The 15,144-nt window shown below is 63.7% G+C and carries 16 protein-coding genes; 5 read left to right on the forward strand and 11 right to left on the reverse strand.

Annotated elements, in window-relative coordinates:
• Positions 1-74: 74 nt before the first annotated feature.
• The 4 genes from TM49_RS06765 to TM49_RS06780 are packed head-to-tail and all read left to right on the forward strand — an operon-like array spanning position 75 to position 3,562.
• A complete protein-coding gene (locus TM49_RS06765; protein ID WP_045680118.1) occupies positions 75-1,067 on the forward strand; it encodes an ABC transporter substrate-binding protein in 993 nt (330 codons plus the stop codon).
• 55 nt (positions 1,068-1,122) lie between these two features.
• Positions 1,123-2,001 (forward strand): ABC transporter permease, encoded by an 879-nt coding sequence (locus TM49_RS06770; protein ID WP_082074644.1) that lies wholly within the window; start codon positions 1,123-1,125, stop codon positions 1,999-2,001.
• Positions 2,002-2,012: 11 nt separating this feature from the next.
• Entirely contained in the window at positions 2,013-2,798 is a 786-nt protein-coding gene (locus TM49_RS06775; protein WP_045680119.1) for an ABC transporter ATP-binding protein, read from the forward strand.
• Positions 2,798-3,562 (forward strand): short-chain dehydrogenase/reductase, encoded by a 765-nt coding sequence (locus tag TM49_RS06780; RefSeq protein WP_045680120.1) that lies wholly within the window; start codon positions 2,798-2,800, stop codon positions 3,560-3,562. Before TM49_RS06775 ends, TM49_RS06780 begins: the two co-directional genes overlap by 1 nt.
• A gap of 217 nt (positions 3,563-3,779) precedes the next feature.
• On the opposite strand, the gene TM49_RS06785 is transcribed toward TM49_RS06780, so the two are convergent.
• The 10 genes from TM49_RS06785 to TM49_RS06830 form a co-directional block, all read right to left on the reverse strand.
• Complete coding sequence (locus TM49_RS06785) at positions 3,780-4,967, reverse strand: FAD-dependent monooxygenase (RefSeq protein WP_045680121.1); 1,188 nt, start codon at positions 4,965-4,967, stop codon at positions 3,780-3,782.
• Positions 4,967-5,707, reverse strand: coding sequence for a maleate cis-trans isomerase family protein (locus tag TM49_RS06790; RefSeq protein WP_045684889.1), 741 nt, complete (start codon positions 5,705-5,707; stop codon positions 4,967-4,969). Before TM49_RS06790 ends, TM49_RS06785 begins: the two co-directional genes overlap by 1 nt.
• A 17-nt stretch (positions 5,708-5,724) precedes the next feature.
• On the reverse strand, positions 5,725-7,035 hold the full coding sequence (locus tag TM49_RS06795) for a TRAP transporter large permease (protein ID WP_045680123.1): 1,311 nt from the start codon (positions 7,033-7,035) through the stop codon (positions 5,725-5,727).
• The gene (locus TM49_RS06800; protein WP_052699733.1) at positions 7,028-7,540 is read right to left on the reverse strand and encodes a TRAP transporter small permease; all 513 of its coding nucleotides are present in this window, start codon (positions 7,538-7,540) and stop codon (positions 7,028-7,030) included. Before TM49_RS06800 ends, TM49_RS06795 begins: the two co-directional genes overlap by 8 nt.
• On the reverse strand, positions 7,537-8,577 hold the full coding sequence (locus TM49_RS06805) for a TRAP transporter substrate-binding protein (RefSeq protein ID WP_052699734.1): 1,041 nt from the start codon (positions 8,575-8,577) through the stop codon (positions 7,537-7,539). Before TM49_RS06805 ends, TM49_RS06800 begins: the two co-directional genes overlap by 4 nt.
• Positions 8,578-8,738: 161 nt before the next feature.
• Entirely contained in the window at positions 8,739-9,239 is a 501-nt protein-coding gene (locus TM49_RS06810) for a GNAT family N-acetyltransferase (RefSeq protein WP_045680125.1), read from the reverse strand.
• 3 nt (positions 9,240-9,242) lie between these two features.
• Positions 9,243-10,121, reverse strand: coding sequence for a carbohydrate ABC transporter permease (locus TM49_RS06815; RefSeq protein ID WP_045680126.1), 879 nt, complete (start codon positions 10,119-10,121; stop codon positions 9,243-9,245).
• Positions 10,122-10,124: 3 nt separating this feature from the next.
• The gene (locus TM49_RS06820) at positions 10,125-11,015 is read right to left on the reverse strand and encodes a carbohydrate ABC transporter permease (protein WP_045680127.1); all 891 of its coding nucleotides are present in this window, start codon (positions 11,013-11,015) and stop codon (positions 10,125-10,127) included.
• A complete protein-coding gene (locus tag TM49_RS06825) occupies positions 11,012-12,094 on the reverse strand; it encodes an ABC transporter ATP-binding protein (protein ID WP_045680128.1) in 1,083 nt (360 codons plus the stop codon). Before TM49_RS06825 ends, TM49_RS06820 begins: the two co-directional genes overlap by 4 nt.
• 93 nt (positions 12,095-12,187) lie before the next feature.
• The gene (locus TM49_RS06830; RefSeq protein ID WP_425283287.1) at positions 12,188-13,405 is read right to left on the reverse strand and encodes an ABC transporter substrate-binding protein; all 1,218 of its coding nucleotides are present in this window, start codon (positions 13,403-13,405) and stop codon (positions 12,188-12,190) included.
• Between the two features lie 222 nt (positions 13,406-13,627).
• On the opposite strand from TM49_RS06830, the gene TM49_RS06835 reads away from it, so the two are divergent.
• Positions 13,628-14,392 (forward strand): GntR family transcriptional regulator, encoded by a 765-nt coding sequence (locus TM49_RS06835; protein WP_045684893.1) that lies wholly within the window; start codon positions 13,628-13,630, stop codon positions 14,390-14,392.
• Position 14,393: 1 nt separating this feature from the next.
• Here TM49_RS06835 and TM49_RS06840 read toward each other — a convergent pair whose 3' ends face one another.
• Positions 14,394-15,143 (reverse strand): 5-formyltetrahydrofolate cyclo-ligase, encoded by a 750-nt coding sequence (locus tag TM49_RS06840; protein ID WP_045680131.1) that lies wholly within the window; start codon positions 15,141-15,143, stop codon positions 14,394-14,396.
• Position 15,144: the final 1 nt, after the last annotated feature.

The following is a 15,144-nucleotide window of genomic DNA, read 5'->3' on the forward strand; positions in this document are numbered from 1 at the left end:
GCGTCGCCGAACCGGCGTGGGCTGAGAACAGCACCGGTCGCCGGCGGGGCAATAATAAACTCCAGAGGTGATTGATGAAATTTTTCCCGAATATCTTTGCCATGGCCGCGCTGTCGGCGGGCCTTTCCGCCGTGCCGATGTTTAACGCCGAAGCCGCCGATCCGGCGCCGCTCGATGCGCCGGTGACGCTGACCGTCGGTTACCAGAAGGTTGGCCATCTGGCGCCGCTGGAACTCGTTCAGCAGTATCTCGATCCGCTCAACGTCAAACTCGAAATGGCCGAGTTTGCCCGCTATGCCGATACCCGCACGGCACTGATCGCCGGCTCGCTCGATATCGCGACCGTCGGCCCTGCGGACCTGCCGATCGCACTTTCCCAGGGCTCCGACAGTGTCGTCGGTATCATGGGTGTCGGCTCGTCGGCGAAATATCCGATCGTGCGCAACGGCGTGGAGCTCTCGAGCTGGGAAGATCTCGAAGGCAAGAAGATCGGCATTGCGCCGGGTTCGGCCGTCTGGTTCCAGTTCGCCGCGACGCTGATCGAGGCGGGCGTTCCCTATGACAGCTTCGAATCCGTCAACATCCAGGGCGGCGGCGCCGCCTTCGACCAGGCGCTGCAGCGCGGCGATGTCGATGCGATCATCACCTGGGAGCCCTTCGAATCGATCCCCGTGCTTGAAGGCTACGGCCACTTCGCCACCGATCTCGATTACTCGAAGTCTGAATCTGTCGGCGCCGAGCTCGGCATGATGGTCGCGTCCAAGGACGCACTGGAGACCAAGCGTGATGCCGTCGTCCGTTTCGTCTGGGCCTATCTGAAGGCGCAGCAGGAACTTTCCGATGATCCGGAAGCCTTTGCCGAGGCCTATGCCGAACTCACCGGCCTTGATCTCGATCTCGCCAAGGAAGCCTCCAAGGCGATCACGCTCGGCTCGGTCGTCACGCCGGAACAGGCCGCTCGCCAGGCGAAGGCCTTTGCCGATCTCGGCGTCATCCAGGAAGACGTCTCCGGCGACATTCCGGACCATTTCGACGAGACCATCGTCGAGGAAGCAAAGTCCTACTGATCCCGAGCTGCGGCGGCGGGTTCGCCCGCCCCGCCTTTTGAATGGAAAGCAGAGAATGGAACAGACAGGCGCAATCCCCCGCAACGTCAGCGCGGGCGAACCGGCAGCACGGCGTTCTGCGCTGGGCTGGCTGCGTGGCAAGAGCGCGCGGCAAACCCTGATTGCACTGGTCCTGCCGGTCGTCGTGCTGGTCATCTGGCAGCTTGGCGGCACCAATGGCAGCCTGTTCGGCGGCGTCCTGCCGACGCCTGCCAAGGTGTTGAAAGGCTGGGAAACCTGGGCCTTCGGCTCGAAGGGTATGGGCCTCAACCCCTATAGTGGCACGTGGTGGGCAAGCCTCCGCTTCTCGACCATTCGCGTGGCCGAAGGTTTCGCCGTCGCCATCGTGATCGCGGTGCCGACCGGGATCATCATCGGCTGGAACCGGCTTGCCGCGCAGGCGGTGGACCCGACCATCCAGCTGCTGAGGCCCGTACCGATCACCGCCTGGCTGCCGTTTTCGATTGCCGTCTTCGGCATCAGCAGCTTCGGCGCGATCTTCCTCATTGCGCTCGGCGCCTTCTACCCGATCGTCATCAACACCACGCAGGGTGCGCGCGATGTCGACAAGAACCTCGTCCGCGCCGCCCGCATGCTCGGCGCCAGCCGGCAGGGCGTGCTGATGCGCGTCGTCGTGCCCTCGGCGCTGCCGTCGATCTTCACCGGCCTCAGGATCGGCCTCGGGATCGGCTGGACGGCCGTGATCGTGGCCGAAATGGTCGCGGTCAAATCCGGCCTCGGCTATGTGCTGTGGGACGCCTACTACGTCGGCCGCATGGACATCGTCATCGCCGACATGGCGACCATCGGCCTGATGGGGCTCCTCAGCGACCGTATCATCCTCTTCGTCGAATACCGGCTTCTCAACTGGCGCGCTGTCGCCGGCGCACGCTGAAAGAACGTCTGATGGCCAATATCGAAATCCGCGACGTCGCCAAGACCTATCCCGGAACGCCGCCTGTGCGTGCGCTCGACAATGTCGATCTCTCGATCGCGGAAGGCGAATTTGTCGCGCTTCTGGGGCCGTCGGGCTGCGGCAAGTCGACCCTTCTCAACATTCTCGCCGGCTTCGAGAGCAATACCGAGGGTACCGTCAGCTTTGACGGCGGACCGATCGCCAAACCCGGGCCGGAGCGCGCCGTGGTGTTTCAGGAGGCGGCATTGTTTCCCTGGTTGACCGTGTTCGACAATGTCGCCTTCGGCCGGCGGATCGCCGGTTCGGTGCGCAGCAATTTCGAGCCCGAGGTCAATGCCATGCTCGAAATGGTCGGCCTCACGGACTTCCGTAATGCCTATCCCTCGCAGCTCTCCGGCGGCATGCGCCAGCGCGTCGGCATCGCCCGCGCGCTGATCATGCAGCCGCGCGCGCTGCTGATGGACGAGCCCTTCGGCGCGCTCGATGCGCAGACCCGGCTCACCATGCAGGAACTGCTGCTGTCGATCTGGCAAAAGCACAAGATCACCGTGGTCTTCGTCACCCACGATATCGACGAGGCAATCCTGCTGGCTGACCGGATCTGCGTGATGTCGGCACGTCCGGCGCATATCGCCCGTGAGATTGCGATCACCCTGCCGCGTCCGCGCAGCATCGACGACCTGACGTCGCCGGAATTCGTCGCCTACAAGGCCGAGATCATGCACGAGATGCGGCATGCTCACCAGCAGGCCCGGCGCAAGGCGGATGCTGCCTGATGGACCTCAAGCTTCAGGGCAGCACCGTCCTCATCACCGGTGGCTCGAAGGGAATAGGCTTCGCCGCAGCGGAAGCCTTCGCCCGCGAGGGTTGCCGGCTGATCCTCACCGCCCGCTCCGCCGACACGCTGGCAGAGGCCCGTGAAAGGCTTGCCGGCTTCGACGTCAAGGTGATTGCCGCCGACCTCTCCGAAGTATCGGAGCGCGTGCGGCTTGTCGAGGAAGCCGGCCCGGTCGATATCCTCGTCAACAATGCCGGCGCCATCCCCGGCGGCGATATCTTCAACCTCGATATCGCGACGATCGAACAGGGTTTTAAGCTCAAGGTGTTCGGCTATATCCATCTGACACAGCTCGTTCTGGAGGCGATGAAGGCGCGGCAGTCGGGCACCATCGTCAACATCATCGGCGATCTCGGCCGCGCGCCGCGCTACGACTACATCGCCGGCACGACGGCCAATGCCGGCCTCATCGCCTTTACCGAGGCGCTCGGCGCCCGCTCGACAGACTGGAACGTCCGCGTCTTCGGCATCAATCCGGCGGGCACCGGCACGGAACGCGTCGAGAAGGTCGCGCGCGGCCGGGCGAAGAGCATGTACGGGGATGAAGAACGTTGGCGCGAGGTGCTGGCCAACCTGCCGTTCAACCGCCTCGCCGCACCGGAAGAAGTCGCCCGTCTGATCGTCTCACTGGCCTCGCCGGCGCTCGGTTATATGTCGGGTAATGTTGTCGACTTCGACGGCGGCCTGCGCAACCGGCGCTGAGGGCAGCGCTTTCACCGCCTGCATTCCTGAAACTGAACCCTTTCCGCAAAGCCTCGATCAATCTCCCCCCTTGAGGGGGAGATGTCGCGAAAGCGACAGAGAGGGGTAAGGGGGTAAGCTGCAATCGCGTGCTCTCGGAAAGGTTTCACCCCCCTCTGCCCCCTGTCGGGGCATCTCCCCCTCAAGGGGGGAGATTGTGGTGTCGCAACCTTCAACCTCACTCCACCGCCGCAGCCGCGCGAACGCTTGCGAACATCGCGGTGTTCATCAGGTGGGCGCGGGATTTGTCCCTATCGGCGGCGGTGGCGCGCATTTCGGCGAGCATGGCGTTGCGGCGGCCGAGGTCCTTTTCCTCCAGCGTCTTCTTGTTGCGGATGGTCATCGCCTGCAGGAAGTGCTCGGCGACATGGCGGCGCTGGCGGTCGTAGAGGTCCATCAGGCTGTCATCGGCGCCATCGAGAACCGCGACGAGCTTTTCCGACAGGTTGACGGCATCGTGGATGCCGAAGTTCATGCCCATGCCGCCGAGCGGATTGTTGACGTGGGAGGCGTCGCCGGCGAGCAGCACCCGGCCCTTGCGGAAGCGGGTCGCGACCCGCTGGTGGACGGTATAGAGATTGGTGTGGAGCACCGGATAGGGATCGGCACTGGGCAGGAAGCGCTGCAGCTTGGCCTGAGCGTTCTCGAAGCTCAAGAGCATCTCAGGGTCCGCCTCCGGCACGGTCGCCGACGTCATCCGCCAGCGGCCCTTGCCATCGGGTCCCGGCACCTTGAACACAGCCGCCCACTCTTCCGGGTCCGAGATATAGCTCGAATAGGCAAAGCCGTCGGTTTCGAAATCGTGGCTGGTGGTGATCACCAGAAAGCGCTCCTGAAAGGTGAAGCCCTCGAAGCCGATGCCGCTCGATTTGCGCACGACAGAGCGCCCGCCATCCGTGCCGATGACCCACGAAGCGTGGAAATCACCGGCGGAGGTCGCAATCGTGACGCCCTCGGCATCTTCGTTCAGCCCCGAGACCTCGACGCCGCGCAGCACGGTGACGTTATCCATCGAAGCCAGCCTTTCCTCCAGTACGGCGACCAGCTTGTGCTGTTCGCACTGCATGCGGAAGGGATAGGGGGTGATGTCATCGAGCAGTGCCAGGTCGAACTCGGCGATGATGCCTTCCTGCTTGTCGCGGAACTGCCAGTGCGGCGTCGGGATGCCGAGCGCCAGCAGCTGGTCGGTGACGCCGCTTTCGGAGAACATTTCCAGCGTCGGCGGATGAAAGGTCGCCGCGCGCGGATCGTCATAGGGTTCGACGAGCTTTTCGAGGACCGTAACCTCGATGCCGGCGCGGCCGAGAAAGAAGGCCGCCGTCATGCCGACGGGACCACCGCCGACGATTACGACCGGATCGGCCATCAGAATTCCTCCAGAATGCGGCCGAAGCCCGGCTTGCGGTCTTCGATGCCGACGGCGCGCAACGCGTGCCAGTAGCTGACGACGTTGATCGAGAGCACAGGCTTTTCAAGCCAGCGTTCGGCCTCGGCGCAGACGGCGCCGCCTGCGAGATTGGTGCCGACCTGAACCAGCGCGTCGATATTTTCGCCATCGACCTCGCGCAGACCGGCGCGGATTTCAGCGGCGGTGGTGTGGGCGATCAGGCGCGGCGACTGGCACTTCAGGCCCTTGAGATTGATGACCTCGAAACCGGCCTCCTCGAAATAGAGACGCACCATTGCATCGCCGCGCGGCTGGTGCGGGGTGAGAACGCCGATGCGCTTGGCACCGAAGGCGGTCAGCGCCGCCGACATGGCATTGGAACCCATCGAGACGCCGACACCGGACCGCTCCTCAAGCTCCCTGATCAGGGATTCGGCCTGCTTCACGCCGCCCCAGAAGGCTTCGAGCGCCACGCCCATGATCAGGTGGTCGGGGCCGCAGGTCATCACCCGGTCGATCGCTTCGCCGATCCCCGCCTTCATCGAGGCGACGTGTTCCATGAAGGCCTGCTCGCTGGAAAGCGGCCTTTCCTGGATGGCGATGCGGGCGACGTGATTGGTGACGCCGGGCACGCGCAGATCATCCGATTCCGGCTGCACCGATGTGTTGGTCGAGGGCATGACGATGCCGATTTTCTTGCGGTAACCGAGAGCGTCCATGGAAGTCTCCTTGAAGGTCAAAGTCCGGGGATCAAAAGCGCGATGGCGGGAAAGACGAGCACCAGCCCGACGCGCACGAGGTCGGACAGGAAGAAGGGAAACACCCCGCGGAAGATCGTCGTCATCGGCACATCGCGGGCAAGGCCATGAATGATGAAGACGTTGAGGCCGAAGGGCGGGGTGATGAGGCCGATCTCGCAGGTCATCAGCGCCAGAATGCCGAACCAGACGCCGATCGCGGTCTCGCTCATGCCGAGGTCGAGCCCGATGACGATCGGGAAGAACACCGGCACGGTGAGCAGGATGGTCGACATGCTGTCCATCACGCATCCGAGCGCCAGGTAAATCAGCAGCATGGCAGCGACGACGCCGAGCGGCGGCAGGGCGAGCGACTGGGTGAGACCGGCAAGTTCCATCGGCAGGCGGCTCAGCGCCAGGAAGGAATTGAAGAGCTCGGCCGAGATCAGGATGAGGAAGCACATCGCCGTGGTGGCGCCGGTGTTGAGGATCGCCTGTTTCAGCCCCGCCCAGCGCATGCCGAAGGCGAAGGACAAAAAGCCGACCGCGACGGAGCCGACGGCGGCGGCCTCGGTGGGCGTGAACAGGCCCGCATACATGCCGGTCATGATGAAGACGAAGACGCCGAGCATCGGTAGCACGCCGAGCGTTTCCTTCAGCCGGACGCGAAGCGGCAGCGGTTCGCTGCGGGCCACGCTGCCGTCCTGGCGCCGTGCGACGATGGCGACGACGGCGAGATAGAGCAGCGTCGCCAGAACGCCGGGCAGAAGGGCCGCGGCGAAAAGGTCGGAAACCGATTGCTCGGTCAGGAGCGCATAGATCACCAGCACGATCGACGGCGGGATCAGGATGCCGAGCGTGCCGCCACCGGCAAGCGCCCCGGTGGCAAGGCCCGGGGGATAGTTGTAACGGCGCATTTCCGGCAGCGCGATGCGGGTCATGGTCGCGACCGTGGCAAGCGAGGAGCCGCAGATGGCGCCGAAACCGGCGCTTCCGGCAATCGAGGCCATTGCGAGCCCGCCCTTGCGATGGCCGACCCAGGCGTTGGCGCCGCGGAAGAACTTTTGTCCAAGGCCCGACTGCGTCGCAAGCTCGCCCATCAGCACGAACAGGGTGATGACGGAGAGGTCGTAATTGGCGACGCGGCCGACGACGGAGGATTTCAGGAATGAGATCAGCGCGTTGAAGCTGGTCATCTCCATATAGCCGAGACCGCCGACGACGAGCATGGCGATACCGACCGGGATCCTGATAGCGATCGCGCAGAACAGCACGAACAGCATCAGGCCGGCGAACAGAAGATCACTCATGATGCACGTCCTTTACGCCGGGCACGAAAACCTGGAGGCAGGCGATCACGGCGAAACCGGCCCAGCCGAAAATCGCAGGCACATACATGATCCAGATCGGCATGCGCAGCATCATCGTCATTTCCTGGTGCTCGCGCGCGTCGACGAGGCCGGCGCATATCCGCCAGGTGATGAACGCCGCCGTGGCCGCGACCAGAAGGTCGACAAGCTTCTGCAGCACCGCACCGAAGGCTTCCGGAAACCGGTTGGTGACGAAATCGACGGCGATATGCTGGCGGACATGCTGGGCATAGGGAAAGAACAGGAACACCGACCAGGCCGACAGCAATTCGATGATCTCGAAATCGCCGCGCACACCGTGGCGCGTCAGGGAGCGCCAGAAGATGTCGAAGGCCGTGAAGAAGGCCATGCCGATGACGATCATGCCGCCGGCAAGGCAGAGCGCCGCCGAGATTTTCCCGGCGCGGCGCTCCGCTTCCTGCAGCCTCTGCTGCAGCGTGTTCATTCGGCTGCGTACTTTTTCACGAGGTCGACGGCGTCCTGATAGAGCGTGCCGGTATCGCCTTCGGGAAGCGTCGTGTTGGCAATCCAGTCGTCGATGGCCGGCTTGGCCAGGGTTTCGAAGGCAGTCATCGACGCGGCGTCCGGGGTGATGACCTCACCGCCGGCGGCCACCATTGCTTCCTTGGCGGGCACTTCGTCCTCATCCCAGATCTTGCCGAGCTTCTTCGACCAGTCGAGGCCGCTATTGGCGTCGATGGAGGCCTTTGCCTCGGCCGGCAGGGCTTCATAGACCTTCTCGTTGATCATCAGCATGAAGACCACGGTCGTGAGCGGCAGGTCGGTGTGATATTTGGTGACATCGCCGATCTTCAGGATATTGGCGATGGCGTAGGCCATCGGCGTGCCGTCGATCAGGCCGCGGTCGATGCTCTGGGTCAGGTCCGGCACGGCGACGTTGACGACACCGGCGCCGGCGGCGGCCAGCACGTCGCCCACCACGCGGTTCGGCGCGCGCAGCCTGAGGCCTTCGAGGTCCTCCGGCTTTTCAACCTTCTTCGTCGTGTGCAGCGCCGTCGAGATCGAGGTGTGGAACACTAGCGGCCGGTAACCCTTCTCGAGGCTATCAGCCATATATTTCTCGTAATATTCCTGCACCGCAGGCGCGGTTGCGGCATTGGTGGTGGCGACGAAGGGCAGCTCGAAGACTTCAAGCGCCGGCAGTTCGCCGGGGGTGAAGCCGGGGGAGGTGTAGGCGAGGTCGACGACGCCGTCGCGAACCTGGCTGAACAGGTCGCGCTGCTTGCCGCCGAGCTGCATCGACGGGTAGATCTGGATTTCGAGCGTGCCGTTGGAGGCTTCGGTCACGGCCTTGGCCCAGGGCTCCAGAAACTTCACCTGCGCGGCCGAGCGCGGTGAGTTGAAGTGGTGGAGCCTCAGGACTTCCTGAGCCATTGCGGGCGTGATGGCGGAGGCGGCGAACGCCGAAGCTGCGGCGAACGCCAGCAGTGCCCGACGGGATATGTTGGAGATGTTGCGCATGTTTCCCTCTGGATTGTTGGCGCCGGCCTGGTGCCGGGCTTCAGGTCGCCGGGGTCTTTGCCCCGTGCCCGAAAGGCTGGCATGGAAGGCGAGGGTGAACCAGTCGCATGCCCGCGAATACAGCTATGCCGCTTCGCTATGAGAGAGCCGGGAAAACAGGCCTATTCCGAAATATCCGAGGGATGGGCCGCCGTCAGCATGCCACGGTAGATGCCGGGATCGGAATCCGCGATCGGGATGGCGCCGACGCTCTTCTGGTAGAAGCCGGTTGGTCCCGCGCCGCCGATGACCCCATAGCCGTAGCCGACATTGCGCATGGCAAGCAGCGTTTCGATGAGCAACGCATGGCCGATGCCCTTGCCGCGCTCGGTCTCGTCCACCCCGGTCGGGCCGAAGAAGCCGCGGGCGGTGGCGTCATAGCAGGCGAAGCCCAGCAGTTCGCCCTCGCGCACGGCGATCAGGCAGGAGACGGGCTGACGCGCCATCGACACCTGCATCTCGCTGACCCAGCCAGCGCCGAAACGCGGTTCGATCCATGCGGCAATCGCGGCCATTTCCGGGGCCAGCGCTGGACGGATGGTGACGTTTTCGGCCGCCATCTTCGCTGCGACGGACGCATCGGGCTCAAGCTCATAGAGTTTGACGAGCATGTCGGTTGCCATGGTTTACCCCTTGATGGCGCCAGCGGTCAGGCCGGCGACGATGCGGCGCTGGAAGATCAGCACGATGATGATGAGCGGCAGCGTCACGGTGACGGACGCCGCCATGATCTGGCCGAACGGATATTCGAACCGGCTGTTGCCGGCAATCAGGCCGATGGCGACAGGAACGGTCTTGTTGTTGTCGGTCAGCATGAAGGTGAGGGCGAACAGGAACTCGTTCCACGACAGGATGAAGGCAAGGATGCCGGTGGAGGCGAGCGAGGGGCCGAGAAGCGGCAGCAGGATCTTCGTCAGGATGCGGAAATGCGAGCAGCCGTCGATGATCGCCGCCTCTTCGAGTTCTCGCGGGAACTCGCGCATGAAGGTGGTCAGGATCCAGGTGGTGAACGGCACGGTCGAGATCAGATAGGTGAAGATCAGCGCCGTCGGATTGTTGAACAGACCCATCCAGTTGATCAGCTCGAACATGCCGGAAAGCACCGCCACTTGCGGAAAGATCGAGACCATCAGCACCAGGATCATCACCAGCCGCTTCTGCGGAAAGTCGATGCGGCCGAGGGCGTAAGCGGCGGTGACGCCGAGGACCAGCGACACAGCGGTGGTGCAGACGGCGACATAGGTGGAGTTCACCAGCGAGCCCATGAACACCGGATTGTGGATCAGGTCGATATAGGCGCTGAAATCAAGCGCCGGCAGCAACGTGCTGGTGTAGAGCTCGGCGCCCTGCTTGGTCGAGGAGACGATCGCCCAGTAATAGGGAAACAGCGTATAGGCCAGCACGATCAGCAGCACGAAGGCCATGGCAGCCTTCTTCAGCCGTCGTTGCAGGCGGTAGGTGGCGGCCGAGCGGCGCCTGGGTTTTGTCGCAACGCTTGTTGTCATGGTCTATCTCCCGGCGGCCCTGTCGATGCGAAGCACGCCGATCAGGACGATGGCGACGAAGGCGACCAGCAGGAACACCCAGGTCGAGGCGGCCGAGCCGACGCCGAGCTCCTGCCAGTTGATCAGTCGGTCGCGGGCATAGATCGACACCGTCATGATGTCGCGGTTGCTGCCGGCGAGCACATAGGACAGGTCGAACATCCTGAGCGCATCGAGCGTGCGGAACAGCACGGCGACGCCGATGGCAGGCCTGAGGAGCGGCAGGGTGATCGACCAGAGCCGCTTCCAGGCCGGCACGTCATCGATCTCGGCGGCCTCGATCAGGTCGGCGGGGATGGTCTGCAGGCCGGCGAGGATGAGCAGCACCATGAACGGCGTCGTCATCCACACATCGATGAAGATCGCGACGCCCATGATCAGGCTGCTGTCGGCGGTCCAGGCGATGCCCTTGGTGGTCAGCCCGAGCGCGATCAGCATGTGGTTGATCACGCCGAACTGGTCGTTGAGCATCCAGTCCCAGATCTTGGTGGAAACCACCACCGGAATGGCCCAGGGGATGAGGATCGCGGCGCGCAGGATGCCGCGGCCGGGGATTGCCTCGTTCAGGAGCAGCGCGATGACGAGGCCAAGCAGGGTTTCGATCGCGACCGAGACGACAGCAAAGACGAAGGTGTTCTTCACCGCCGTCCACCAATCGGGATCGCGCAAAATTTCGAGGAAATTGTCGAAGCCGACAAGCGCGTAAAAGCTCGGATCGTCGAGATAGGCATCGGTGAAACCGAAGAAGAAAGTCCGGCCGAGCGGCCAGACGGCGACGGCCAGCATCGCCACGATCAGCGGCAGCAGGAAGATCCATGCCGCCCGGCGCTGGCTGCGTTCGAGCTTGGCGCTCATGCCAGCGCCTCCGTGGTGAAGACGAGGCGGCGCTCCTCTCCGTCGAAGACGAAGACGTCTTCATCGGCAAAGTCGAGACCGACCGTGCCGTGGCGGGATTCATAGGGCGGCCGGCCGGCGATGCGGACCACGAAAGTGATCTCGTCGTCGATGCGCACATAGGCGAAATGTTCGTGGCCGAGGTCCTCGATGCGCTCGAGAAGCCCGGTCATGCGGCCGCTCTCGGCCGGCACGACGGACAATGCCTCGGGGCGGATGCCGATCGATGCCGGCTTCGGCAGGACGTCGCGGAAATGCGGTGCGAGGCGGAAGCCGCCGGGGCCGGCAATGCCGGCTTCATGGCGTGTCATTGCGGCAAAGTTCATCCGTGGCGAACCGATGAAGCCGGCGACGAAGCGGTTCTTGGGGTTCTGGTAGAGTTCGAGCGGCGCGCCGATCTGCTCGACCCGGCCCTGGTTCAGCACCACGATCCGGTCGGCGAGCGTCATCGCCTCGGACTGGTCGTGGGTCACGTAGATCATCGTGTTCGACAGCGTTTCGTGCAGCCTTGCGATTTCGATACGCATTTCCATGCGCAGGTCGGAATCGAGGTTCGACAGCGGTTCGTCGAACATGAAGACTTCCGGCTCGCGCACCAATGCACGGCCGATCGCGACGCGCTGGCGCTGGCCGCCGGAGAGCTGGCGCGGGAATCGGTCGAGCAGATGGTCGACCTTGAGCATCTTCGCGACACCATCGACTTTCGCCCGGATTGCGTCGCGGCCGATGCGCGCTGTCTCCAGCGAAAAGCCGATATTGCGGCTGACATTCATGTGCGGATAGAGCGCGTAGGACTGGAAGACGAAGGCGATGCCGCGCTTGGAGGCGGGCACGTCGGTCACCGTCTCGCCGTCGATCCCGACGTCGCCTTTTGATGGCGAAACCAGGCCGGCGATGATCCTCAGAAGCGTGGACTTGCCGCAGCCGGAGGGGCCGACGAAGACGATGAATTCGCCATCGCGAATGTCGAGATCGACATCGGTGATGACATTGTGGTGTCCATAGGACTTTGAAACGCCGTTCAGTGAAACGGAGGCCATGGCAGAGTGATCCGCTTGTCATGTGCATGGGAAAGGTGCGGGCCGCATGCGGCGGCAGACGCCGCCGGGGTTAGCCGGCGGCGCAGTCAGGCCTCAGCGGCTTTCTTTCAGCTTTTCCAGTCGGCCGGCAAGCTGGTGCAGCGCATCCTCGGCATCGGCCTGGCCGGCCAGGATGTCGTGGACGGTGCGGTAGAATGCCTGCGACACGCGGTTGTAGCTGGTGCCGGTATAGCCGGAGGGGCGAACGGCGCTGTCGGCGAAGGCATCGACCGTGTCCTTCAGGAACGGCAGGACCTCAAGCACTTCCTCGTCCTCGTAGAGCGCCGGGATGGACGGGTTGTAGGCCGCCTCGATCGCCCGCATCTTCTGCATTTCCTCGCCGGTGATGAAGTCGACGAAGTCGGCGGCGACCTCGGGGTTTTCCGAATATTTGGTGACGCCGTAATACATCGGGCCGAGGCAACCGGACGACTTCTCGCCGGCCTTGCCAACTGGCAGCGGCATCATACCGACCTTGTCGATGATCTTGCTGCCCTCTTCATGCGAGGTGCCCCAGACATAGGGCCAGTTGCGGTGGAATACCGAATTGCCGGCCTCGAAGACGGCGCGGCTCGCCTCTTCGTCGTAGTTCAGAACGCCCTCCGGGCTGATCGTGCCGATCCAGCCCTTGGCCATGTTCAGCGCCTCGACGGCGTCCGGATTGTCGACGGTGACGGTGCCGTCATCGGCAATGATGGTGCCGCCGCCGTTGGAAGCGATGAGCTCGATCGCGTCGCAGGTCAGACCCTCATAGCTCTTGGCCTGCCAGGTATAGCCCCACATGTCGGAATTGCCATCGGCACGCTCGGCGTCCTGGATTTCCTTGGCGGTCGCTTCCATCTCGGCCCAGGTCTTCGGCGGCTCCTTGCCATATTTCTCGAGCAGGTCCTTGCGGTAGTACATCAGCCCGACATCCATATAGGACGGCATGGCGACCAGCTTGCCGTCGAGCTTGGCGGCGCCGAGGGTGGACTCGAACTGGGCGTCCTGGTCTTCCTGCGGGATCAGCGTCGAAAGGTCGAGCAGGTTGTTCTTGAACATGCCGAGCCAGATGACATCGAGGAAGAGAATGTCGACATCGGTCGATTTGGCGGCAAGAAGCTGCTGGTAGAGCGGGATCGCGTCGTCGAGCAGCGCCGGCATCTTGTTGATGGTGACGGTATTGCCGGTCTTTTCTTCCCAGGCTGTCGCCGCCGTCATGCACAATTCGTATTCGGTCGGCGCGCAGAAGGCCGATATCGATTCGGCACGGGCCGAGTCTGCTGCACTCATGGAAATGCCGATGGCGGCAAGGGCGGTCAGCCCCAAAATTGATTTGGTCATATTGTCGTTCCCCTTGTTGGATGGCAGCGTGTGTTTTTGGCTTTTTGTCGCTGATCGGAGGTCATGAGACTGGATATAACCAGTTATGTCAATAGACGACCGCCAATCCGGTCGCTATGACTAAGGGGCAACAGAGGGAGACAGGGATTGGACGAGGGCGACGGCAGTGGCATGCGGTTCAGTATTCGTGATCGCAATGCGGGGACACTGCATGCACAGGTCGAGGCCGAACTGCGCGCCGCCATGGCCGACGGCCGCCTGCCGGTGCAGGCAAAGCTGCCCTCGGAGCGCGAACTCGTCTCGCTGTTCGGCGTCAGCCGCATCACCATCCGCCATGCCATCCGGGCGCTGACCCAGGAGGGGCTTCTGAGAAGCCATCCGGGCAAGGGCGTGTTCGTCGCAACGCCGGGGCGCGGCTACGAGCTGCAGGTTTTCGAGAGTTTCACGGAAACGGCGAAGGCCAATGGAAGGCGGCCGGGGAGCCGGCTGATTGCGCTGCGCAAGTACCGGCCCGGCCTCGAAATCAGCCGGCCGCTGATGCTGCGTCCCGGCGCCGAGGTCGTGCTGCTGCACCGGCTGCGGCTGATCGACGACGAGCCGGTGGCGCTGCAGATCGACTGGCTGCCCGCCGCCGATGTGCCGGACCTTCATCAGCTCGACTGGGACCGGGACGACTGTTCGCTCTATGCCGAGCTCATCGGCCGCTACGGCATCACCCCCGGCAAGGGCAATTCGACGCTCTCGGCCCGGCTTGCCGAGGAGGACGAGGCGGAACTGCTGAACCTGACGCGTCCCGCTGCCGTGCTGACGGTCGACCAGATCGTCTTCGATCAGCACGACCGGCCGGTGAACATGACGCTGCTGATCCAGCACCCGCAGCGCTGCCCGCTGACGCTCGCCCAGACGGCGCCGACCTCGTTTCACCGCGAGGCCTGAGTCAGGCCACGCCTTCCTCCATCGCCTTCAGTTCCTGCAGCGGCGGGATCGTTGCCAGCATATGCGGGTCGAGGCGGTCCCACAGGATGCCGCAGGTGGGTTTGTGCGGGTTGTCGACGGCAATCGTGCGGGTCGGTGTGAAGATCACGTCGGCAACGGTGTCGTAGACGTCCGGCGTCAGTTCTTCCTCCAGCACCTGGCAGTCGTGGACGACCGCGGCGGCCGGGGTGTCGGCTGTAATGCGGCCGAGCTTGTAGAGCATACCCCATTCGGCATCGAAGAAGCCGTGGCCCTTGCCGAAGCGGATGCCTTCGGTGTTGATCGCCCCCGTGCCGGTGACCATGTAGTCGACCATCGGCATGGTTTCGATCTCGGCCAGCGTCAGCGGTTTGCCGACGCGCTCCATCCCGTCCAGCGTCGAGGCGTAGAGATAGATCTCCTCGGGGATTTCGGCCGGGTCGAGCAGCCAGAAACCACGCTTGATCGAATAGGTGGTCATCAGCACAGTCTTGCCGTCCTGCAGCGCCTTCAGGCGCAGCCGATCGAGGCAGTTATCCGGGGTGATGAAGATGTAGCGGGCGCTCTGGTAATAGGGATGGTCCACAAGCCGCTCGACGGCCGCCTCGCCGCCTTCGAAATCGGCGATGAATTCGCCAAAATCATAGTGAAAGCGGCTGTCCGGCACGGCAACCTTGCGCAATTCGCTCCAGACGCGTTCGCGAACGGCGGATTTGTGGGCATCAATCGACATC

It is taken from the genome of Martelella endophytica, assembly GCF_000960975.1.
GTDB lineage: Bacteria > Pseudomonadota > Alphaproteobacteria > Rhizobiales > Rhizobiaceae > Martelella > Martelella endophytica.